At 56.5% G+C, this 22,744-nt stretch carries 22 protein-coding genes; 9 read left to right on the forward strand and 13 right to left on the reverse strand.

The genetic code is table 11. The features are described from left to right. Positions 1–24 precede the first annotated feature (24 nt). From coaE to N7220_RS06065, 5 genes are all read left to right on the forward strand, one after another. Entirely contained in the window at positions 25–633 is a 609-nt protein-coding gene (gene coaE, locus N7220_RS06045; RefSeq protein ID WP_283150559.1) for a dephospho-CoA kinase, read from the forward strand. A 163-nt stretch (positions 634–796) separates the two neighbouring features. Then, positions 797–1,555, forward strand: a complete 759-nt coding sequence (zapD, locus tag N7220_RS06050; protein ID WP_283150560.1) for a cell division protein ZapD — start codon at positions 797–799, stop codon at positions 1,553–1,555. 42 nt (positions 1,556–1,597) lie between these two features. Continuing rightward, positions 1,598–1,795, forward strand: coding sequence for a DNA gyrase inhibitor YacG (locus tag N7220_RS06055; RefSeq protein WP_283150561.1), 198 nt, complete (start codon positions 1,598–1,600; stop codon positions 1,793–1,795). A 92-nt stretch (positions 1,796–1,887) separates the two neighbouring features. After that, positions 1,888–2,640, forward strand: coding sequence for a GNAT family N-acetyltransferase (locus N7220_RS06060; protein WP_283150562.1), 753 nt, complete (start codon positions 1,888–1,890; stop codon positions 2,638–2,640). A 159-nt stretch (positions 2,641–2,799) separates the two neighbouring features. Beyond that, positions 2,800–3,687 (forward strand): lysophospholipid acyltransferase family protein, encoded by an 888-nt coding sequence (locus N7220_RS06065; RefSeq protein WP_283150563.1) that lies wholly within the window; start codon positions 2,800–2,802, stop codon positions 3,685–3,687. A 37-nt stretch (positions 3,688–3,724) separates the two neighbouring features. Here the strand turns inward: N7220_RS06065 and N7220_RS06070 are convergent, their stop codons facing one another. Further along, positions 3,725–4,549: a symmetrical bis(5'-nucleosyl)-tetraphosphatase gene (locus N7220_RS06070; protein ID WP_283150564.1), complete on the reverse strand. Its 825-nt coding sequence runs from the start codon at positions 4,547–4,549 to the stop codon at positions 3,725–3,727. 348 nt (positions 4,550–4,897) lie between these two features. Between N7220_RS06070 and N7220_RS06075 the strand changes: the two genes are divergently transcribed. Next, the gene (locus tag N7220_RS06075) at positions 4,898–5,431 is read left to right on the forward strand and encodes a transposase (RefSeq protein WP_283150565.1); all 534 of its coding nucleotides are present in this window, start codon (positions 4,898–4,900) and stop codon (positions 5,429–5,431) included. Positions 5,432–5,451: 20 nt separating this feature from the next. On the opposite strand, the gene N7220_RS06080 is transcribed toward N7220_RS06075, so the two are convergent. From N7220_RS06080 to N7220_RS06095, 4 genes are all read right to left on the reverse strand, one after another. Next, positions 5,452–6,204, reverse strand: a complete 753-nt coding sequence (locus N7220_RS06080; RefSeq protein WP_283150566.1) for a class I SAM-dependent methyltransferase — start codon at positions 6,202–6,204, stop codon at positions 5,452–5,454. Beyond that, on the reverse strand, positions 6,201–7,046 hold the full coding sequence (locus N7220_RS06085) for a M90 family metallopeptidase (RefSeq protein ID WP_283150567.1): 846 nt from the start codon (positions 7,044–7,046) through the stop codon (positions 6,201–6,203). The genes N7220_RS06080 and N7220_RS06085 overlap by 4 nt, the downstream gene beginning before the upstream one ends. A gap of 108 nt (positions 7,047–7,154) precedes the next feature. Then, positions 7,155–8,213 carry a glycosyltransferase family 4 protein gene (locus tag N7220_RS06090; protein ID WP_283150568.1) on the reverse strand — a complete coding sequence of 353 codons (1,059 nt, stop codon included), beginning with the start codon at positions 8,211–8,213 and terminating at the stop codon, positions 7,155–7,157. Beyond that, positions 8,210–9,025 (reverse strand): UDP-2,3-diacylglucosamine diphosphatase, encoded by an 816-nt coding sequence (locus N7220_RS06095; RefSeq protein ID WP_283150569.1) that lies wholly within the window; start codon positions 9,023–9,025, stop codon positions 8,210–8,212. Before N7220_RS06095 ends, N7220_RS06090 begins: the two co-directional genes overlap by 4 nt. 167 nt (positions 9,026–9,192) lie before the next feature. On the opposite strand from N7220_RS06095, the gene N7220_RS20765 reads away from it, so the two are divergent. Then, complete coding sequence (locus tag N7220_RS20765; RefSeq protein ID WP_283150570.1) at positions 9,193–9,399, forward strand: DUF1289 domain-containing protein; 207 nt, start codon at positions 9,193–9,195, stop codon at positions 9,397–9,399. Positions 9,400–9,615: 216 nt separating this feature from the next. Here N7220_RS20765 and N7220_RS06105 read toward each other — a convergent pair whose 3' ends face one another. The 8 genes from N7220_RS06105 to N7220_RS06140 all read right to left on the reverse strand — a co-directional run bounded on the left by N7220_RS06105 (position 9,616) and on the right by N7220_RS06140 (position 19,288). After that, on the reverse strand, positions 9,616–10,425 hold the full coding sequence (locus N7220_RS06105) for a PEP-CTERM sorting domain-containing protein (RefSeq protein ID WP_283150571.1): 810 nt from the start codon (positions 10,423–10,425) through the stop codon (positions 9,616–9,618). Positions 10,426–10,908: 483 nt separating this feature from the next. Then, positions 10,909–11,214 (reverse strand): DUF1272 domain-containing protein, encoded by a 306-nt coding sequence (locus N7220_RS06110; protein WP_283150572.1) that lies wholly within the window; start codon positions 11,212–11,214, stop codon positions 10,909–10,911. A gap of 492 nt (positions 11,215–11,706) precedes the next feature. Further along, the gene (locus N7220_RS06115; protein ID WP_283150573.1) at positions 11,707–12,210 is read right to left on the reverse strand and encodes a hypothetical protein; all 504 of its coding nucleotides are present in this window, start codon (positions 12,208–12,210) and stop codon (positions 11,707–11,709) included. 359 nt (positions 12,211–12,569) lie between these two features. Further along, positions 12,570–14,531: a beta-galactosidase gene (locus tag N7220_RS06120; RefSeq protein WP_283150574.1), complete on the reverse strand. Its 1,962-nt coding sequence runs from the start codon at positions 14,529–14,531 to the stop codon at positions 12,570–12,572. 594 nt (positions 14,532–15,125) lie between these two features. After that, positions 15,126–17,732, reverse strand: a complete 2,607-nt coding sequence (gene ligD / locus N7220_RS06125; RefSeq protein ID WP_283150575.1) for a DNA ligase D — start codon at positions 17,730–17,732, stop codon at positions 15,126–15,128. Positions 17,733–17,747: 15 nt separating this feature from the next. Next, on the reverse strand, positions 17,748–18,638 hold the full coding sequence (ku, locus tag N7220_RS06130) for a non-homologous end joining protein Ku (RefSeq protein ID WP_283150576.1): 891 nt from the start codon (positions 18,636–18,638) through the stop codon (positions 17,748–17,750). A 128-nt stretch (positions 18,639–18,766) separates the two neighbouring features. Next, positions 18,767–19,108 (reverse strand): hypothetical protein, encoded by a 342-nt coding sequence (locus tag N7220_RS06135; protein WP_283150577.1) that lies wholly within the window; start codon positions 19,106–19,108, stop codon positions 18,767–18,769. 39 nt (positions 19,109–19,147) lie between these two features. Continuing rightward, positions 19,148–19,288, reverse strand: a complete 141-nt coding sequence (locus N7220_RS06140; RefSeq protein ID WP_283150578.1) for a hypothetical protein — start codon at positions 19,286–19,288, stop codon at positions 19,148–19,150. A gap of 317 nt (positions 19,289–19,605) precedes the next feature. On the opposite strand from N7220_RS06140, the gene N7220_RS06145 reads away from it, so the two are divergent. Both N7220_RS06145 and N7220_RS06150 read left to right on the forward strand, forming a co-directional pair. Continuing rightward, positions 19,606–20,172: a hemerythrin domain-containing protein gene (locus tag N7220_RS06145; protein WP_283150579.1), complete on the forward strand. Its 567-nt coding sequence runs from the start codon at positions 19,606–19,608 to the stop codon at positions 20,170–20,172. A 214-nt stretch (positions 20,173–20,386) separates the two neighbouring features. After that, on the forward strand, positions 20,387–22,672 hold the full coding sequence (locus tag N7220_RS06150; RefSeq protein WP_283150580.1) for a catalase: 2,286 nt from the start codon (positions 20,387–20,389) through the stop codon (positions 22,670–22,672). The last annotated feature ends 72 nt before the right edge of the window (positions 22,673–22,744 follow it).

Genomic DNA, 22,744 nt, shown 5'->3' on the forward strand with positions numbered 1-22,744 from the left:
ACTCCAGAAAAAACGAGGCGGGATATGCTGGTAATCGGTCTGACTGGCGGAGCAGGCAGCGGCAAATCAACGGTGGCAGATCTGTTTGCCGAGCATGGTGCCGGCATTGTCGATACGGATGTGATTGCCCATCAGCTATCCCGCCCGCCGTCAGCCGCACTGGATGAAATCCGCACCGTTTTTGGCGATGAGTTCATTGCGCAAGATGGCAGCATGGATCGTCCGCGCATGCGGGAGCTGGTCTTGTCGGATGTATCGGCGCGGGGGCGACTTGAGGCCGTTTTTCATCCCAGAATTTTGCAATTGGCTAAAGAACAGCTGCAAACGCTCACCGCAACGCACCATTACGCCTTGGTTGTAGTGCCCTTGCTGTTCGAGTCTGGGCGCTTTTTGCCTTTAGTCTCCCGTACTGTCACTGTGGATTGCACGGTTGAGCGTCAGCGGACTCGCCTTGCCCAGCGCGCGGGCTTGACCACGCAAGCTATCGACCAATTGCTGGCTGCGCAATTTTCCAGAGAGCAAAGGCTGGCTCTGGCCGATGAGGTCATCCGCAATGACGGCAGCCGCGAAGAGCTTGCCGACCAGGTTGCTACGCTTCACCGGACCTTTATAAAGCTGACAAAATCGGCATAATCCCCGCGCTACACCCATTTTTCGCGTATTGTTACAAGACACGAATTGAATTAAGCCCAATTCCTGTGAAATTGACACATGCAAACTTACAGACGGGTTTTCAAACGTCTACGGTTGCTGCAGAATTGTGTATCTTTGCCCTCCCCCAACAGCCCGGCACACCGTGATTAGCTACGAATTTCCCATCAACGAGCGGATCCGCACGCTGCTGCGTCTAGAAGACATCTACGACCGAACCACCACGCTGGCCGCTCGGGAGCATTCACTCGACCATCACACAGCGTTGATCGGCTTGTTTGAGATTATGGAAGTAGCGAGTCGGGCGGATCTCAAATCCGACTTGTTGCAAGAACTGGAACGCCAGCGTCAATCCCTGTCAGCGTTGCGCCATAACCCGCATATCTCGGAAGAAGCGCTGGAGCGCGTGCTCTCGGATATCGAAGACACGCATGGCCAGTTACTGCAAATGACCGGCAAGGTCGGCCAGTATTTGCGTGAGAACGAGTGGCTAATGGCTATCAAACAGCGCCTGGCGATTCCTGGTGGTGCCTGTGAGTTTGATCTGCCGTCGTACCACTACTGGCGCCAACTGGCACCTGAGCGGCGCCAGGCAGACCTGGAGCGCTGGTTGTCGCCACTGATGCCGATTCGTAACGGCATCCAGATTGTGCTGCGCCTGTTACGCGATTCGGCCAAGGTGTCGCATTTTACCGCGCGCCAGGGGGCTTTCCAGCAAATGTCGGGTGGCAAGACGATCCAGATGCTGCGCGTCACTCTTCCGACTGATTTGCCGGTCGTGCCGGAGCTATCGGCCAATCGCTACGCCATCAACGTTCGCTTCATTCAGCCATCAACCTCAGGCGAGCGCACCAAACTGGTCGAGGCCGATATTGAATTCGCGCTGGGTTACTGCAATCTGTAATTCACACGTTCGCCACACAATCGCGAAAGATCTGAAACACTCATGACGCAATCCACCTCCCGCTTTGTCACCTGCCCTTGCTGCAAAAAGCAAAGCGCGTACTCGCCCGAAAATCCGTTCCGGCCGTTCTGTTCCGAGCGTTGCCGCTTGATTGACCTTGGGCAATGGGCATCGGAAAGCTATCGCGTGCCAGTCGAATCTGATGACCTGGACGAACAGACACCGCCCCGACTGTCATAGTTTCGTCGCAGTCCCGTCACTGTTTCTTCAATAAATCGTCATTGCGTGGTCATGCGCTCCGCTTAATTTCTCTCCATACCTACAGGAGGGAAATGATGCTCCAGACTCAGAACGCCGCACCCACAAAACAGAAACGTCGCCTGTCGGTTACGCTGGCGAATCACGAAGGCGCGGTCCGCGCCGCGCAAGCATTGCGCTACCGGATTTTTGCCGAAGAAATGGGCGCTCGCATCCACGCTCGTGAAGCCGGTCTGGACCAGGATCTGTTCGATCCATATTGCGACCACTTGCTGGTGCAAGATGACGACACCGGCGAAGTCGTCGGCACTTACCGTATTCTGCCGCCACATCAAGCCCGCAAGCTGGGCAGCTATTACTCCGACACCGAATTCGATTTGACCCGACTGGGCCATATCCGCTCGCAGATTGTAGAGATCGGCCGCTCCTGCGTGCACCCGGATTACCGCACCGGCGCCACCATTACCCTGCTGTGGCATGGTCTGGCCAGCTACATGCGTGAGCGCAATTACCGCTACCTGGTCGGCTGTGCCAGCGTCTCGTTGGCGGATGGCGGCCATACCGCGGCCAGTATCTATCGCAAGCTGGCAGACACCGCCATGGGCCCGGTGGAATGGCGTGTTTTCCCACGCTGCCCATTGCCCTTGCCCGCCCTCAACCAGAAGCTGGATGTCGAGATTCCGGCCCTGATCAAAGGCTATCTGCGCGCTGGTGCACAGTTGTGCGGCACGCCTGCCTGGGACCCGGACTTCAACACTGCCGATCTGTTCTTGCTGCTGTCCATGCACCAGGTTGACCAGCGTTACGCCAAGCACTTCATGCGCTAGTTGGTTATTAGTCGCCCATGCGAGACAGTCTGCAATAAGACCATTTCGGCATCCGCGGCAAGCGACTAAACTTGGTTCTCATTTATCAAATTGAAACAGATGGGGCGTGTTCTTTCCTCAGAATATCGAGAGGAGTGCTACCCCACTGTCTTGATCGCCATGCCGCTTCTACGCACCGCGCTGCGAGTCAGCCGACTTTCCCGATTAGGCCTACACCTGCTGCGCGGTCTTGCAGCAGGTGCTTGGCGTTTTCCCGGCCTTACGCAGGAACAGCGCATTGTCTATATCCAGCGCTGGTCCGAAAAACTGGCGCAGATTCTGGGCATTACTGTGCGGGTGCAGGGGATTGCACCGGGGCTCTATCCGCCTAATCACCTGCTGCTGGCCAATCATATTTCCTGGCTGGATATCTTTATCCTGAATGCGGTCACCGTTTCGCGTTTCGTTGCCAAGTCGGAAATCCGCAGCTGGCCCCTGATTGGGCGGTTGTGCCATCACACCGGCACGCTGTTTATCGAACGTGAAAAAAAGCGTGATGCTGCCCGCGTGAACAACGCCATGATTGAGGCTCTGCAATCAGAACATTGTGTCGCCGTATTTCCGGAAGGCACTACTTCTGATGGGTCGCGTATTCTGCCTTTTCGCTCATCGCTGATGCAGGCGGCGCTCGAAAGCCATGCCACCATCCAGCCGGTTTACCTGCGCTACACCGATGCTGATGGCAATTACAACCCGACCCCGGCCTACGTGGACGACATGTCGATTGGCAAATCGCTGTGGCAGATTCTGGGAGCCCGTGGCTTGCATGCCGAAATCACCTTCCTGGCACCGTTTCCAGCCGATCATGCCGACCGGCGCCATCTGACGCAGTTTGTGGAGGCGCGCATCATCGCCGCCCATCGCGCACTCAATGAAGGCAATGGTGACTGCGAGGCGCTGTTTGCGCCTTGCACCGTCGCTGCATCGGCCAGTCCGGCTACGCCGCGACAGCAAGACCCTGAAGATATGGAAGAAACGCTCTGCCACGCGAGCCGTATCGCCGTTTAGCTGGCGGGCTCATGGCCTCACCCGACGGCTGATGTGGTCATTCCTGAGTGATGCTTTGATAGCTTTGCAACGCCGGTTGCTGCACTACCACACCCGTATCGAGGTTGATCGCGGTGAGTTGCCCGCCCCAGATGCACCCAGTATCCGTCGCCCAGACCGACTCCGACTGCAGTAGACCCAAGGCGGACCAGTGTCCGCACAATACCCGTGGCACGCTCTTGCGGCCAGCCACAGCAAACCAGGGCTGCAATCCGGCGGGCGCCTGGTCCAGTTCACCTTTGTACTTCAACTGCAAATTCAGACTCTGGTCGACAAAACGCATGCGGGTAAACGCGTTTACAGTAAATCGTAAACGGTCTGCTTTACTTTTGGCCTCGCTCCAGTGTGTGGGCTGATTGCCATACATTTCAGTCAGAAAGTCCCGCCACTGCTCGCCGCGCAAGACCGCCTCGACCGCTGCAGCCGCTTCGAGCGCCTTCTCTTTGTTCCAGCCGGGCCAGACGCCTGCGTGCACTACCACCCCGTCGCCCAGATCAATCATCAACGGTTGGTAGCGCAACCAGTCGCAAAAGGCCGCGCACTGCGGATGCTCCAGAATGGCATCCAGCGTATCGCCCGTTTTGCGTTTGGAAACGCCTGCAGCCACGGCCAGCAAATGCAGATCATGATTCCCAAGCACGGTCTGAACCGCCGCGCCTTGGCCCATCACCCAACGTAATACTTCCAGCGAACGCGGGCCGCGATTCACCAGGTCACCGACCAGCCACAGGTGATCGTTTGCCGGGTCAAAATCCAGTTGTTTCAATAACAAGACCAGTTCGTCAAAGCAGCCTTGAACATCTCCAATTACGTAACGCGACATCCTGATCCTTTGCGAGAAATACCGCTTCCAGCCAGCCGACCCGAGCGTCTCAGGTGCATTTTGCTCTGGCGAAATATTCCTGAAAGTATACCCGCAAGCCCCCGGCAACGCTGCATGGCAACATAAAACGCCGCCGCACGGCCCGACGTGTGACGGAATAAATCTTTGCCCGACGTCTTTTGCCGTAATTGTGATAAAGGCGTCCATTGCTTATGCGAATTTCAGAAAAGTCTCATAGATCGTAATTTGCCAGACCGTTAACTTGTCGGTTCTCTACCAGTACCGGATTTAGCTGCTTGCCGATAGCGCACTCCGGATTCATGCACTGGGAGCAAATGGGGACGCAAAATGAGAATCGGGTATTTGTTGGAAGAAAACCGCGATGGGCTGGACCAAAAACGCCAGGCCCTGATGCAAACCTGGAGTTGTCAGGCTATTTTCATTGACCAGAGTAGCCATTCGCGCCGGCAACTCTCGATGGCGCTGGCCAGCATGGTCAGCCACGACACCCTGGTGATCCAGAACATGGATGGCGCGGGACTGGGCGCTTATCAATTGCTGTGTTTGCTGGAACAACTGGATCGCCGTGGTTCGGCGCTGGAGATCACCTCGCTGGGTCTGAGCTCCAATACGCCGGACGGTCAGCGCATTCTGCTGAGCCTGCTGATTCAGCAACTGCGCTCAGAGCGCCCTGCCCGCAGCAAGCCATTGGGCAAACAACGTGGGCGCCGCCCCAAGCTCAATGCCACGGCCGTGCGCACACTGGCTGAAAGCCTGCGCAACGGCACCCATAGCAAAGAAGTGGCGCGGGACATGGGCGTGTCGATTGCCACGCTATATCGATACAAGCGGCTGATTGAGGATGGCGGCATCACGCCTTGAGCGCGTCGCCGTGCACATCCTCAAGTTTTGAGCGGCAAATACGCGTCAAACCGCGTGCTTTCTCCATCAAAACAAAAGTCCGGCTTTAGCCCCGCCAGCCATGGTGCTGTGCGGGGTCTTTTTACGACCACTCGTTGCCGGGCGATCCGGCGAGCGGGTTCCAGTAGTGCATCGGCATCGGTATCGCCGCCGATTAGCGTCTGAAAAGCGTGCATCTCTTTCTTGGCGCGCGCGCGTTTATCGGGCTCGGGAAACATCGGGTCTAGATAGACCACATCGAAACTTGCGGGCTTGCCCTCTTGCACCAGCCACTCCAGAGCATTGCTTTGCAACAATCGCATACGCGCGACTATGGATGCCGTTTCATCATGCATCATGGCCCGGCGCAAGCCATCGGCCAGCAAGGCGCACGCCACCGGGCTGCGTTCAAGCATCTGTACCTCACACCCCAAAGTAGCCAGCACGAAGGCATCACGCCCCAGACCGGCCGTCGCATCCAGTACCGTGGGCGTATTGCCCGCTTTCAGACCCACTGCTTTGGCCACCGGTTGCCCGCGGCCGCCGCCAAATTTACGGCGATGCGCTTGAGCGCCATCGACCAGATCCACGCACACCAAAGCCTTTTCATCCGCCTGCGCCAGCGCCAAGCGGTCATCTTGCCAGACCAGGTAATGCCCGGTTTCCGGTGCGTTTTCCAGCAAGGTCAAGCCGAACCGCTCAGCCAGCAACGTGAGTTCGTCAGCCACTTCTGTTGCCACAATCCCGATATTCACGCCCACGCCCCCGGTGCTGTCGTCGGCATAATCACTGGCGCCATAGCCAACGGCTCGAAAGCCGGGCGATAGCGCACTCGGGGCAGGCGTTGCAGCGGGTCTTGCCGGTAAAACTGTTTGAGTTGTTCATAGACGCGAGGATAGTGCTCGGATACCGCATGCGGTGTTTCGAAGAAATACTCGCTAAATACCGCAAAGCACTCAGCCGGATTTTCGGCGGCATACAGGTCAATCGGGCTATACAAACCCAAGTGCGCCAGTTTGCTTAAATGGGAAAACGCATCCGAAAAAGCCGCCTTCCACTCAGCGGCATCCATACCGGCATGTAACGCTGGCCGACCATTGGCTTCACCATTGCGCATATCCAGTTTATGAGCCAGCTCATGGATCACTACGTTCCAGCCATCCAGCCAGGGCGACTCAGCCACATCCATCCAGGACAACAGTACCGGCCCCTCCGGGCGCGCTTGCCCGGCCAGATGCTGTTCGTATTCGTGCACCAGGCCAATGGAGTCGGTGTAGCGATCGCGACTTAGAAAACGTCCGGGATAAACCACCACTTCTGACCAGTCGTCATAAGCGTCGAAATCCAGGTTGATGACTGGGAGCACGGCTTGTGCCGCCAGCAACACCCGCGCATGTTCGGTCAATTCCAGCTCATGCACCGGGGTAATGGTTTTCTCGTGCAGGAACCAGGCGGTATGTTCACGCAGCCGTTGCTTTTCATCCTCGGTCAACCCGAGAAATAGCGGCATGGCAAGGACGGGATACCACAGCGCATCCGGAATCGGATTGGCGGCCAGGTAATGCTCGCGACGACGGGTGCGCAGAAATTCAAACATGCGAGGGTGAACCGAAGAGGAGGGATCGACCCTCTTCAGGTGAGGGGGTCGTCAGCACATTTCAAGCCGCCCCCTCTTGCTCTGCCCGCCAGCGCGGGCGAACACCCCTTATTTGCCGAGCGCGCCTTGTGCAACCAGCTCCACTTCGCGCTGCGCCGACTGGGTAAATGGGTGCAGATGCGTCAGGAACTGCCGACTGGCCGCAGCCCAAGAGAATTTCTCGGCATGCTTGCGTACTGCTTCCCGGTCCACGCGCAGTGCGTCCAGACACGCTTTCTGCAAATCGTCGTTAAGCGCGCCCGGGCCGTCCGTGCCGATCACGTCAATCGGGCCCGTGACCGGATATGCTGCTACCGGGCAACCGCTGGCCATGGCTTCCAGCAACACCAGGCCAAACGTGTCGGTCTTTGAGGGGAATACGAACACATCCGCGGCGTTGTAGACCTCAGCCAGTTCTGATTGACTCAGCACGCCTAGCCAATGCACGCCCTGCGCCTCGCCATATTTGGCTTTGAGTGACGCCGCTGCCGGGCCATCGCCGCAGACCCAGCGTGAACCGGGTAGCTCCAGTTGCAGGAAGGCTTCTACATTCTTTTCTACTGCCACGCGCCCGACGTACACAAAAATCGGCCGACGGGTTTGCAGGCGATCACGGGCACCGGGTTTGAAGATGTCCAGATCCACGCCACGTGACCACATCACCACGTTTTTGAAGCCGCGCGCCTCCAGGTCATCCACTACCACTTTGGTCGGCACCATCACGGCGTGAGCGGCATTGTGAAACCGGGTCAGAAAGCCATAAGTCCAGCTCAGTGGTATACCAAAGCGTAGTTGCACATATTCCGGAAACCGCGAGTGATATGCGGTCGTGAACGGCAGTTTGTGTTTGATGCAGTAACGCCGCGTTGCCATGCCCAGCGGACCCTCGGTCGCGATGTGAATGGCGTCCGGCTTGAAGCGGTCGATATGTTCGGCAATTTTTTTACCTGGTCGCCATGACAGACGAATCTCCGGGTAGGTCGGGCAAGGAAAAGTCTTGAACTGCAGCGGGGTAATCATTTCTACCGCGTGGCCCATCTTTAGCAACTCGGCTCGAGTTTGCTTGAGGGTACGTACCACGCCGTTGACTTGCGGTTCCCATGCATCGGTCACAATCAGGATATTCATGCGGCAGCTCCGTGCAGTCCCATGGATGGAATGGTCAGCGCGTTAATTTGCGCAGATTGTTCGTCAAAAAACTTTTGCCAGGTCACGATGCGCAACTCGCCGGTGGGGAGTTCTACCAGTGCGGTCAGGCTTTCCACCCAGTCGCCGTCATTGCAGTAAAGAATGCCGTCAATCTCGCGCATCTCGGCTTTGTGGATATGTCCGCACACCACGCCATCCAGCCCGCGCTCGCGCGCCTCTTGCGCCACGGCATTTTCAAAACTGCTGACGAAGTTCACCGCTGTTTTGACTTTGTGTTTGAGATATTGCGAGAGCGACCAATAACCCAGCCCCATGCGGGCCCGCAGGCGGTTGAACCAGTAGTTGAGCTTCAGCGTCACGCCATACAAGCGGTCACCGACAATCGCCAGCCACTTGGCGCACTGCACTACACCGTCAAACTTGTCGCCATGCAGCACCAGCAACTGGCGGCCGTCTGCGGTTTTGTGGATCACTTCATCTTCAATGCGGATATCACCAAACATCAGCCCCAGAAACTGGCGGGCGCCTTCGTCGTGATTGCCGGGAATGTAGATAACGTGAGTGCCTTTGCGCGCCTTGCGCAGCACTTTCTGGATGACGTCGTTATGGCTTTGTTGCCAGTACCAGGAGCGCTTGAGCGCCCAGCCATCGACGATATCTCCGACCAGATAGAGATATTCGGATTCGGTGTTTTTGAGAAAGTCGAGGAGATAATCTGCCTGGCAGCCCGACGTGCCAAGGTGGAGATCGGAGATCCAGATACTGCGGAATTTCAGGGAGTGATCCGCCATGACGAGGTTTCCAGCCGTTGGTTTGGCGCATCTTGCCCAGCGCGCATGACAAAGCCGCGTCGTTTTGATGACGACTGCGTGACTCGCGCCAGGCGGCAGGTTCTTGACATACCGTAACTGCGACAGGGATAGTCAGGGCCGTACCTTTGCCTGACCAAAGCATCACCATGAACCAGCCTGTCCGCCCCGACACCCCCTGCATCGCCGTTTGCTCCACCGGGCTCGGTGACGACGTTTGTCGTGGTTGCGGCAGAACCTTTCAGGAGGTCGCCCACTGGGTAGCGCTGACGGCACAGGAGCGCGAAGCCGTCTGGCAAAGGCTGGAAGCCCACTGGGCCGGACTTGGCCTGACGCCGCCGTGGCTGCGCAAGTAACCCCCGTCCACTCGATGTTTGATCCGGACCGCCCACGCTAGTCTTCTCGCGTGACGGTTTGATGAAGCAAACCTTGCAGCAAGGGCCATCGCCCCGATGAAGTGACGACGAGGTTTGTCAGCTGTAGTGGCAACCGGAGTCCAAACAACAAAAAACCCGCAAATTGCGGGTTTTTTCAGGCGCTCGCTGCACAGTGTGCAGATCAAGACTGGGCGATCAGGACACCAGCAATGCCGGTTCATCCGATGAGTCTGCGCGCTTTTTGCTTCGCTGCGACAGCCATCCCATCCCGATCATGCCCAGACCCAGCAAAGCCCAGGTTTCCGGCTCGGGAACCGCTGACAGTAACTGCACGCTGGGAATCGAAGCGTTGATACTGAAATCCAGACTGGCATCAACGGTATGCCGGTCAGCGTAGAAAATCTCCAGTTCGTGCCAGCCATGACCCACGGTGTCGGTGGCCAGGTCGGCAAACGACGGCAGCGGATGCACGCCCCCTACTTGCTGCACAAGATGACCATCCAGAAATACGAATGCGTCGTCATCAGCCCGCAGCGAAAAAGTAAGCGCTGTAGTGCCTGTGGTTTTGAACCAGCCGGTATAGACCGCCGTCTGGAACGCAGAAGAATCATTACTGCCGGATGCATGCGGCGCATAAATATCGTTAAGCGCAACCGGCAACATCGTGGTGTAGCCCGAGCCGTCGTAGCTCAAATGGCTGTTGTTGCTGACGTCGCTCCCTCGTCCCCACCAGTTGATATTGCGATTGACATCAATATCATGCACCACAGGATTTGAGGGATTGCTTGAGTATGCGGTGTTCAACGTCGGCAGACCGTTATAGAGCGTCGGGTTAACCATGTTGTAAAAAACATCGCTGCAACAGTGCCCCTCAAAATCCGGGTCGTGATTGGTGTCTGAATAATAGTCAGCCATCAACGTCCCCGTGACCGTATAAGCCCCAGCTATCGCGCTGACCCCCAGCCCCGCCAGCAACAACGCTATTTTCGCCGCATTTTTGTACATGCTTGCATCTCCGGAAAAACTACTTGCCTAAATTCAAATCGCTTACTTTCCGATGTAATTATTATTTATTTTGTAAGCAAAATTAAATTTATAGAAAGTTAATTTCTTACGCAAGTGCCTTTCATCGGAACAAAAATTCAAACGCCCGCGATAAGCATGGCGAAAGGGTTTCTGCTAGATTCGAGCCTGCCCTCGCAGCCAACGCGGCAGTAAAAATACATCCGCCCAAGTGTCGAGCAATTTTCAAAACCCAGTCAAATAGCACACTGCGGCCATGCGACATGCTTGTCTTTATCCCGCCCAGAGCATTACGAGTCATATTAAAAACAAATAGCTGCCAGGCGGATGCTACAGACAAGACTGAAATGGCCATTCAGCCGCTGACAAACGCCACCGCAGCACTAATTGGAAGTTACTTACAAAAGAAGAGTAGCCCAGTACTATCGAACACTGGCGAAGCCAGACATTAGCGCGGCCAGACGGTTAACGCTGCCCCGGCGCGATGACACTCAGTGCCGCTGCCCAGCGTTGATGTGCTGCCAGATCAACTGGCTTGTACCTCACGACAGAACTCGCCGGATCATTCCCCAAAAAATTGCCATCCTTGCGATCCTGAGTCGGGCGAATGGGCCGAGGCACAAAGCCCCCACCGCAGTTAGGGCACACATTCAGCAACGCCTCGACGCAATCCACGCAAAAGGTGCACTCATACGAGCAAATGCGCGCCTCGGGCGAATCGGCAGGCAATGCTTTATTGCATTGTTCACAACTTGGCCTGAGTTCCAGCATGGCAGATCATCCACTTCGGTTGATTGAACCATAACCATATGGACAAATCGTCATCCAGCCAATGCCTGCCCAAGACCACTCCCGGACAATTCAGGTCACGTCGGTCGGACTGGAGTTACCTGGCATTCTGCGGCCCTTTCCACCGAGGCCAACGTCAAAAACGTCAAAAACACTCCCAAGCTTCGATCTCCACCGTGCCATTTGTGTACGAACGCAAAGAACCCTTGAAAGCCTGGCTTTCAGGGGTTCTTTGAATTCCCAAGATATTTCTTGAAAGGATATTTAGCGCCGAGTTATCTATCGATCACATCAACCCAAGGCCGTATTTTTACCTGTCTTTTAATCGATAAAATCCCAACCTGGGATGAAAGAGGTGGCTACTTTTCGAGATCAGCAGGCCACTCCCTCGCTTTATGGGTTCGATCGCCATTAGGAAACCGCACCCCATGCCCAAGGCAGTCGCGGACATCGGGTCGCACGGTAAACCGCAGATTAAAAGCTATGCCGAACGGTCAGCGTCGCACCCTTGTTGTGGGTGACCCGCGCGGAACCAGAAAACGCCCAGTCGCTAACGATCAACGATAGTCGTCGCTGCGGTTGTGGGCCAAACGGTGATGTCGGGTTCGACGACTGGGCAAGCATGAGTTGCGGCGCCGTTGAAGTACCCATATGAAAATAATTCGGAGTCTGCTGCCCGGCCGCAGTCGATGGCGCGGCCTTCCCTGCGGGAGCAATCGGGAAGTCGTGGGCGAACTGTGCGTTATAGAAGTTCTCAGCTTGGACGTAAAACGGCTTGCCCTGAGTCACCCGATATTCCAATTCAGAGCGGTGCAAATAACCTGGTTCCGAATTGGCCCGCGCAATCGTCACGGGCGGCGGCACGATATTCGCAATGGTCACTTCACGGGGCGACTCAATGACAATGCCATCCGCGAATGCATATCCGCTCAGCATAAAGAAAACTGCGTCGACAATCCTTTCGCTCAGGCAGCTCATAGAGAGGCCTCCAATAAAGGAATTGAAACGTCACGCCCCCGATTTTTTATGTCTGAACAGACCGCCTTTACTGCTTCGCATTCAACCCTGCATTGTAGTCAGCCCTTCGCCGCTGGCTACTTTAATAAGCAGCGCCCAACACGCTCCTGCTGGACGGTCGCCTCTGCGGTCTTCGAAATCGTCACCCATGCGCCCCCCTTGTCGCGATGATCAGGTATTCACTGTCCGCATTTGCCGTGCATCCTTAGTGCGGAGGCAGCCAAAACAAGAACCCTCCAAAAATTGTCGCCGCTCCGTCTTTATATTTTTGGGCCCAAGGTGCTGCAGCAAGTAATTGCGTGAAAACGAATAACTGAAAATCAAGCGTCAGGCCGTCCCACTAGCGGAATTGGAGCGGCTGCAAGCTGGTGCAAGTCAAAAATGATGATGTCGTTTATCCCTGCTCGCAACCAGGGCGCTGGGCAATAAAGCCGCGTCTGTGGACCGATTTTCCAGTAGCGCCCAAGATTGCGGCCATTGACCCACACAACGCCCTTGGTCCACTGACTCATGTCTAGAAAAGTGTCCCCTGTTTCGGTCAGATTAAAGCTCACTTTGAAAAACAGGCCGCTCTTCGCTGGATTCGTGCATACGCTTTTTAAATTGGCAATGAACGACTCATCCATTGGCAGTGGCACGATTTCCCATCCCTGCAACTGGCTGGTCTGGCCCATCGAATCGGTCAGCGAAACCGACTGCGTTATGCCCTTCCGGTCAATCATGTCGGTGCCATAATTAACCCGCCCCATACCTTCAACCAGAATCTCCAGCAACGCGTTTGATGGCACCGCGGGAAGTGTCATGTCAGTTCCCGGGGTCACCGCCGCGTAGTCCCGCGTGTAGCCAACGGGGACTGCTGGCCGGGAAAGAGCGCCGGCATATTGGCCCGCCAGGAAAATCGTGGCGTAGTCGTGTAGCTCGGTCACTTTCATTTTCTCGGCGCCACTGGAGCCCAATGTCCTCCGATACAACGCAAATCCGAAGGATTGGCCAAACATCTCAAAGGGCAACGGGGCAATCGTCTGGCTGGCAGGCAGCGCCGAAGGCAAGTTGTCCCAGATCGATGCATAAAGCGTCGGAAGCGGTGCACTGGCACCGGTCAGTGTCAGAGTGCCGGGAAGTGCAGGTGCTGCGGCGGGTGGTGTACTCAAATGAGATGCAATCAGATTACGATATGTCAGGAACTTGGCCGTTGCCGCACCTTGTTCGCTGATCGGAGCGAAGTAATCGTAACTGGTAATGTCAGGCTGATACTGCCCAGTTCCTATTTCAAGATTGGCGCCAGCAAAAAAGCCAAAGCTCGTACCGCCATGCACCATATACAGATTGAATGACTGCTTTCTCTGCATGAAGCTGGCCAGTTCCGACGAAATGTCAGCTGTCGATCCGCCCAATTCGGCATCACCCCAATGCGAGAACCACCCCGTATAGACCTCGCCTGCCATCGCAGGCACCGCAGCAAAGTGACTGCGGGACGTGCTGATCGCGGATGACGACCCGTTACTCAGGGCAATGGCACCGCCGGCCACGTTGGAGCGGCTATGCATCAGTTCGGCTATGCCATCTTCGGTGTAGAACGGCCCGGCAATTCCGTTCTGCAGCCAGCATTGCCGGATTTCTTCAATATATACAGCGTTGCTGTCGAACGAGCCGAATTCGTTTTCAACCTGCAACATCAGGATTGGGCCGCCATTGCTGGCCATCAGCGGCGCGATACGCGGTGCCAGTTCGGCAATATAGCGTCGGACTGCGGCCATATAGCGTGGGTCGGAAACGCTGTCTGTGCGTAGTTTGATGTCAGGGTAAGCAAGCAGATATGAGGGAATACCGCCAAGATCCCACTCAGCACACACGTAGGGACCTGGGCGGACCAACACCCACAAGCCCTCCGATTGGCACAGCCGGATAAACGACTCGATATCCCTGTTCTCGGTGCTGAAGTCGAACACGCCTGGGCTGGACTCGTGGTAGTTCCATATGATGTAGATGGAAATGGTATTCAGCCCCATCGCCTTCGCCATTTGAATACGGTGCTGCCAGTATTCGACTGGAATGCGCGCCGGGTGCATTTCACCGCTGCGAATCTGGAACGACTGCCCGTCAATCAGGAAGTCGTTGCTGTTGGTGGCAAAGGAGAATGCATGCCGCCCCACGGGTACCGGTTCAACTGGACTGCCCGTGCCTCCCGAAGAGCCTGTGCTGGGGGAGTCGTTTCCGCCACCACCGCATGCAGACAGGACGGGAATCAATGAAGCAAATGCCAGGAATGCCCTGCGGTCCATAAACTAACTCTGAGATAAATTGCAATGTAACCATCCCGCTCCATGCGGTTTGCAATGGATCAACGATGGACGTGAGTGGTAAACGTTCTCTTTTAATGGATTTCAGAAGAGTGAGCCTGAGCAAATCTGAGCAGAACGGAAGAACAGAAAGCAGGCGTGAACTTTAACTGAAATCAAGCTAAAACAGCTGTTTTCAAAGGACTGCGCAAATGGCGCTTCGTCATCCAGTACGCCAATGAAAAAACCGGCTCCGCAGCCTGGTCTGTGACAAGCTCCGCAATCAAGCGCGTATCAGCAAGCCGGCATTATTGGGCTGATGCCACTTCTTCTTGGATGAGAAAAACAGGAAAGAAGGAAGAAGACCGGTAGCCAGCGCAACAAGGCTGATCAAGCGGGATCAGGTCGATACGGTCTGCGGCTCAACATTGTGGTATGTGTCTGAGAGTTTCTGGATTGCAACGCTCAGGAAGCCAGAACTATCCTCAATAAGCAATGCCTGCTTCCCGGCCTAAGCGGACTGATCACGTGGCAATAGCTAACGCCATCAACTGTGTATCCACTTCGGTTCCGCAGACCAACCCGTGTCGTAATCCGTCACGATGACGCAAACCGCTGTCTCAAAGAGTCAGTCAGTCGCACGCGCTGCTGGTCGTATTCCGCCCAAGGGCCGACCTTTTGCTGTGCAAGACGGTCGGGGACGTTGTGGATGGTCCAGAAAGAGGCACTTTCCAACCAGGGCAGTTCGTCCCATGAGATGGGGGTGGCAACACTCGGCGTTTCGCGCGCCCGTGTCGAGTATGCGGCCACGGCTGTTGCGCCCCGCGCGTTACGCAGGTAATCCACAAATATCCGACCTGTACGCTGGGCTTTGCTCATGATCGCGACGAAGCGCTCCGGCAAGGCAGTGGCCAGATGTGAGGCCAGCACATGGGTCAATGCCTTCGCCTCTTCCCAGTTCAAAGATGGTTTGAGGGGCACTTCCACGTGCAAGCCTTTGCCGCCGGTGGTTTTCAGAAACGTCGGTAAATCCAGTTCTTCCAGCAAGCCTTTCAACAGTTGCGCGCCTTCTACGACGGTTTGCCAAGCGACCTCTGGTGCCGGGTCCAGGTCAAAGATCAGTCGGTCCGGTTTCTCCAGTGTTTTGGCCGTGGAACCCCAAGTATGGAGTTCCAGCACGCCCGACTGGACCAGTGCGATCACCGAGTGCAAGTCATTGGCGATCATGTATCTGGCGGAACCACTTTCGCCAGCGATATCAATGGCGGTGAGTCCTTCAGGCAAAGAATCACTTAGATGTTTCTGAAAAAAACACGGATGCTCTGCGCCTTGCGGACAGCGGACCAGCGTCAATGGGCGATCGTGCAATTGCGGCAGCACGTAATCGGCAACTGCCTGGTAATAGCGCGCGATGGCCAGTTTGGTGTCGCCAGTGCCCGGGAAAACAATCCGGCCAGGATGAGTGATGGAGACACCCGCAACATCCGTCGCTGCGGACTGTGAGGCGGGTTTGGCCTTGACTTTGATGGCTTGCGCAACTGGTTTTGATGGAGCCTTCGGCACGTCGACGGGCGTTTCCGGCACGACCGCGTGAGCCGGTTTGTCTGGCCTCAGACCAAGAAAAGCAGCCTGGCGCAGACGCTTCTCTGCGGTCCATTCGGCAAAGCGCACCTCCACCACCAGTTCCGGTTTTACCCAGTGCACATGCGCCCGTTCGCGCGGTGCAATCCGGCTCGTTGCGTCGTCAAATGGGGCTGTCTTGCGTTCCAGTTGTTCAAGCCGCGTGGCGAGCAGCTTGAGCATTTTTTCATTAAAACCAGTCCCTACGCGCCCGGCATACTGAAAATGGCCGTCGGCATCGTAAGTGCCCAGCAACAACGCGCCAAATCCGCTGCGGCTGCCTTCCGGCGCGGTGAAGCCACCCACCACGAACTCTTGTCGTTGCTGGCACTTGAGCTTGAGCCAGTTACGGTTGCGCACCGACTCGTACGGTGCATCGGCGCGCTTCAGGATCAAACCTTCCAGCCCATGATGACAAGCATGGGCGAAGGCGTCGTCCATCTGACCTTGCAAGTGGTCGCTAAGCCGTAACGCGCTATTCTTGGGCAATTTATCGAGCAATGCCGCCAGCTTTTGTTTACGAGTCAGCAAGGGCTCGGGGCGGATATCTACGCCATCCAGGAATAGCACGTCAAAAATGTAGTACATCAGCCGCGGCGGTTTGTCGTTGCCCGGGTCGTCCGCAAACGCATTCTGCAATGACTGAAAGCTCATGCTGCCATCCGGTTTGACCCCAACCAGTTCGCCATCCAGCCAAGCGGTATCCAGCGGCAGTTGGGCCAGTTCGCTGGCGATCTTTTCCAGGCGGGAAGTCCAGTCTTTGGCATTCCGGCTATACAGCCTGGCAGAGCCCGCTTCGATTCGCGCCAGCATGCGATAACCGTCAAACTTGATTTCGGCAATCCAGTGTTGGTGATTAACGGGCAAGGTGGTGACCAAGCTGGCCAGTTGCGGCTTGACCATGATCGGCAGCGTACTTTCTGCTGGTGACGTTGGTTTACCGCGCGAGCGTTTGGCAGCGGTGTGGGCCACAGCGTCGTTTGTCCGGCTACTAGCGCGGGCGGCAACCGGGGCGTCGTCGATTTCGTCGATCAAGCGGCCTGTTGCCACGCTTTTATCCAGCTCATCGGTAACTTCCGCCGCCGCGCCAGTTCGCGCGGCATCGTCGTCCACTTTGACCAACAGCCAGTTTTCCACATCGCGTTTGTCGTCAGGACGGTGGTGCATGCGAATCAGATCCCAAGTCCCTTTCAGTTTTTCGCCATTCAACCGGAAATGCAGATGCCCTTTGGCATAACCTTTGGCGGCATCTTCCAGTGGCTGCCAGGTACCGCGATCCCACAGCATGACTTTGCCTGAACCATATTGATGCGGCGGAATGACACCCTCAAAGTCGCCGTAGGCAATCGGATGATCTTCCACCTGCACAGCAAGGCGTTTAACTGCGGGATCAAGGCTCGGCCCTTTGGGAACCGCCCAGCTTTTGAGCACACCATCCAGCTCCAGCCGAAAGTCGTAATGCAGATTGCGCGCGTCATGTTTCTGGATCACATAGCGCAACACTGGCCCTGACTTGGTCGTCTTGCCTTCGGGTTCCGGCGTTGCCTTGAAATTACGTTTGGCGCGGTAGGCGTGCAAGGCCATGGCGAGCTCCCGGTTTTATGCGGCTTTCGCCCGGGTTTTGGCGGATGCCCGGGCCTTGCCGGTTTGGGTGGTCGATGAGCGCGTGGAAGCAGCTGCCTTGGCCGTCTTGGGCAAACTTTTTTTCAGTAGCGCCATCAGATCAATGACGTCCGCCGCCGGGGCTTCGGCCTCAGCATTTTCCGGCTCGTCATCTGCCGGGCTCACGCTATGAATCTGGTGAGCCTTGATTTTTTGGCGGATCAACTTGAGCAAGTCGTCGCGATATTGGTCGCGATACTGGCTGGGTTGCCATGGCTCAGACATGCTCTCGATCAGCGCCACGGCCATGGCAATTTCCTTGGTAGTCAATTCAGTGCCAACTGCAGCAGCCGGCAGCTCCAGCGACGCCACACTTTTGATTTCCTGCGGGTAACGCAAGGTATTCAGGACCAATGCGTCATCGACTGCAGCAACGACGGCCAGATGCTGCTTCACCCGGATCACAATCTGCGCCACACCCACTTTGCCCGACTGTTTGAGCGAATCACGCAGCAGCGCATACACCTTTTCGCCACGTTTTCCGGGAACCAGGTAATAGGGCTTTTCAAAGTAGATCGGATCAATGTCGCTTTGCTCAACGAAGGCGAGCAGATCAATGGTCTGGGTTGCAGCGACGTTGGCCTTGCGAAAATCTTTTTCTGACAACGCCACGTATTGGTCGGGCTCGTGCTCGTAGCCCTTGATGATGTCATCCCAAGCGACTTCTTTTCCGGTCGTTTTGTTCACCCGTTTGTAGCCCACCGGCGCAAAGTCACGCTTGTCGAGCAAAGTCAGGTCAAGCTCATCCGGCGCTTCGGCAGACTTGAGCGAAACCGGAATGAAAATGAGTCCAAAGCTGATGGCTCCCGTCCATAAGGCGCGTGGCATGGTCGTACTCCACTTCACAGGCAATATGTTTAGTCTGGCCCGGCGCAGCGTCGTGGCCTGTCAGCCTGGCGCGGCAATTACTGCCCATTTGCAGCATCTTTTCAGGAAAGACACAACCTACACGCGGCTTAGCTTTTGCTGCCTTTGACCCCGTAATGCCGGGCGTATTCTTCACCTTCCTTGCGTTCCGTAACCGATTTCGGCACCTGTTCATGCTTCTTTCTGGCTCGTTGGGCCGGAGGGTCCATTTGCGGCGGGCGAATCTGGTCACGCGGCGGTGACGACCCGTATTGATCGTCGTGATGCTGCGTGGTGGACTGCACCGGCGGGTCGGGTTGGCGTCGCTCGCTTCGGCCGGACGAAGGGGTCGCGCCGTCCGGATAATTGGAGTCGAAGTCACTTTGTAACTTGTCGTTGGAGCGCGTGTTCTTTGCCAATGCCTCCACCGTATCACTGCGAGGTTTACTCATATCGAAGCTCCAGATATCCACATGGCGAGCGAGAGTGAGTCAGGCATCCAGCTTTTCATCCAGCTTTGAATACCTGGCCGCTGTTCCTGCTGCTTCGGTGGCAAAGCGGATTTTCCAGACGTGGCTAGCTCCCTGGACACCACGTTGGGGAAGGCGGCAGTACGCGGCCACGATAAACATCTTCCGCGGCAACCCTGGGCTGTGCCATCCGGCCCGCGCCTACGAGTTGTAGGACTTCCACCCGTTGCAGACGCGAACCGTTGCCGGGCGCGCTTTACTGTGATCAAACAAAACATAATGACCGGCAGGACTACGAGATTTTCAGAGGGCCGCTGACCAGATCGTGATCAGCGCGTGGCGGGAGAGGATCGAATTTGCACCTGTGTAGGAGCAAGCAGGCGATGCGCTTTCACCGGAATACGCCGACGGCGGACAACGGTCGTTTTGCAGTGCGCATAGCATCAACTGCGGTTCGTTCCACACTTCAGGAGATCATCATGGCCACATCGCATACGCCTGCCCACAGCAGCGCTACCCGCAAGCCCGCACAAACCCGTGACCCAGCCAAAAGCAAAACCACCACTACCAGGGACTATGACCCAGCTACCGCCTTGCTGATGGCGGATCACGCCAAGGTCAAAAAGCTCTTCAAACAGTTTGAAAAAAGTAAAACCAAAGGCACCCCGGCCGAAAAAGCGCAAATCGTGGCGCAGGCCTGTCTTGAACTACGAATTCACACCCGGGTGGAAGAAGAAATTTTCTACCCGGCAGTGAAAGCCGCCTTGGGTAAAGACGGCGACATGATCGACGAAGCGGTCGTCGAGCATGCCAGTTGCAAAGACTTGATCGCGCAGCTTTCCGTCATGAAACCGGGCGATGAATTGTTTGATGCCCGCTTCACGGTCTTGTCCGAGTTCATCGAACACCATGTTGAAGAAGAGGAAACCGAGCTTTTCCCCAAGGTCCGCAAATTGAAGGGGCTGAACCTGGATGAACTGGGCGAGCAAATGAAAGAGCTCAAGCAGACGCTATCTGCGGACACTGCAGTAGCGAGCGCGCACTGATTCCTGGCACCTGAACCGGAGATCGCCCTTGTGCGGTGACTCCGGTTCGCCAGTCGGCGGGCATTGCACGATGTTGTTTGATGTGAGGTGGGCTATGCAGAGCAATTTCAGAAAACCGTTGGCGCCCGATTTGGGTAATCGCCCGTTGGCTGGCGGCGGAAATACGGGCAAAACCGATGTGAGCGCGTCGGAGCGGCAACAGCGTCAGAACACCATGGCGGAACAATCAAACGCCGTCGAGGCCTTGGCCGAGGGAATGCCGTTCAACCGCACCAAAGAGCGGGAGTACGGCGAAGAAGCCAGTTGCCCCGCAGAGGGAGATCATCTGGCTTCGCAGTCCTTGCTTGCTACTGCCAGCACGGTGAGCGAAACCACCTCGTCTGCCAAAACTGGCGGTGGGCGGCCACTGTACGGTGCAAGCCCCGCCAGTGAATCACTGGACCGTGCCCGCACCGACGCCTCTGATCAGCGCTTGACGACCAACCAGGGCGTGCCGGTGGCCGACAACCAGAACTCGCTCAAAGCGGGTTTGCGCGGCCCCACCGCCATGGAGGACTTCATCCTCCGGGAGAAACTCACCCATTTTGACCATGAGCGCATCCCGGAGCGCGTGGTGCATGCCCGAGGCTCGGGTGCCCATGGCTATTTTGAAAGCTACGTCGACCTGTCGCATTTAACTCGCGCAGCGCCGTTTGCCGAGGCCGGCAAAATCACGCCCGTGTTTACCCGGTTTTCTACGGTCGCGGGCGAGCGTGGCTCTGCCGATACGGTGCGCGACGTGCGCGGTTTTGCCGTGAAGTTCTACACGGATGAAGGCAACTGGGATCTGGTGGGCAATAATATTCCGGTGTTCTTTATCCAGGACGCCATGAAGTTTCCGGACCTGATTCATGCGGTAAAACCGGAACCCAACAATGGCATTCCACAAGCGGCCAGCGCCCACGACACGTTCTGGGATTTCGCCTCCTTATCGCCGGAAACGATGCACATGCTGATGTGGCATACGTCTGACCGGGCGATCCCGCGCAGCTACCGCATGATGCAAGGTTTTGGCGTGCACACCTTTCGGCTGGTCAACGCCGAGGGCGAGTCTGTGTTCTGCAAATTTCACTGGACGCCAGTCGACGGCACCTATTCGCTGGTGTGGGATGAGGCGGCCAAACTGACCGGAGCCGATCCCGACTTCCATCGGCGCGATCTGTGGGAAGCGATCGAGGCTGGCGAATATCCTGAATGGGAACTCGGCCTGCAGATTTTTGGCGAAGCACTGGCGGATAGCTTTGCGTTTGATGTGCTGGACCCGACCAAGCTGGTGCCCGAAGAACTGGTGCCGCTGACGCCGGTGGGCCGAATGATACTGAACCGCAATCCGGATAATTTCTTTGCTGAAACGGAACAGGTCGCCTTCTGCACCGCGCACATTGTGCCGGGTATCGACTTCAGCAATGACCCGCTATTGCAGGGGCGCATCCATTCATATCTGGATACCCAGATCAGCCGTTTGGGTGGTGCCAACTTTCATGAACTGCCCATCAACGCCCCGCTCGCATCGGTCCATAACAACCAGCGCGATGGCATTCACCGGCAAGCGTTGCCGCGAGGACGCGTGGCTTATGAGCCCAATTCGCTGGCAGGCGGATGTCCGTTTCAGGCCGGCATGGCAGGCTTTACCAGTTTTGCCGAGCATATCGAGGCCGATAAAGTACGCGGCAAGCCGGAAAAGTTTGCGGATCATTACTCGCAAGCCCGTCTGTTCTGGCAAAGCCAGAGCCCGCCAGAGCAGCAGCACATCATCAATGCGTTTTGTTTTGAACTGGCGCATGTGCAGACTCCGGCGATCCGCGAACGTGTGGTCTCCATGCTGGTGAATGTGGACCCAGCGCTGGCCGGACAAGTTGCCAAGGGTTTGGGCGTTGCCGTTTCCCTCGCCATGCCCTTGGCCAGCACGGAGCCCATTCCCGAATACTCGCCTTCGCCCAGCCTTTCGTTGTTTGCTCACCCCGGCGAAAAGGGTATCCGAACCCGCAAGGTTGCCATCCTGGTGGGTAGCGACACACAGCCGGGCGTTATCAACGCGATCCGGGAGACCCTGCAAAAGCAAGGCGCGGTGGCCAAGGTGATTGCTTCCAGCATGGTGCCGCTGACCAGCAATGGCGACACCTTGAAAGTGGATATGCCGATGTCGGCAAGCCAGGCCGTACAGTTCGACGCGGCGATCATTGCCGATGGCGCGGATACCGTGAGGCAATTGAGTGACGATGCCTTGGTCTGGGAATTTATAAGACTGCAGTACCGCCACGGCAAACCGTTGCTGGTGATAGGAAGCGCGGCAGACTTGTTGTCGCTCGCGGGCATCCCAAGCGTTTTGCCCGATGGCTCAGACGATTCCGCCCTGTTTCGCGTCGAAAGTGACGACCCGACTGCCCAGCTTGCCGAGTTCATCAATGTGCTGGGTTCACAACGGATTTACAGCCGGGAAACCAATCCACCGAGTACCTGATTTGCGCACTTTTCCAAGAGCATGAACGGTGCAGCGCCTGACCAGGGTTTTAACTTGCCAGGCGTTTTTTTG

It is taken from the genome of Silvimonas soli (assembly GCF_030035605.1).
GTDB classification, from domain to species: Bacteria; Pseudomonadota; Gammaproteobacteria; order Burkholderiales; family Chitinibacteraceae; genus Silvimonas; species Silvimonas soli.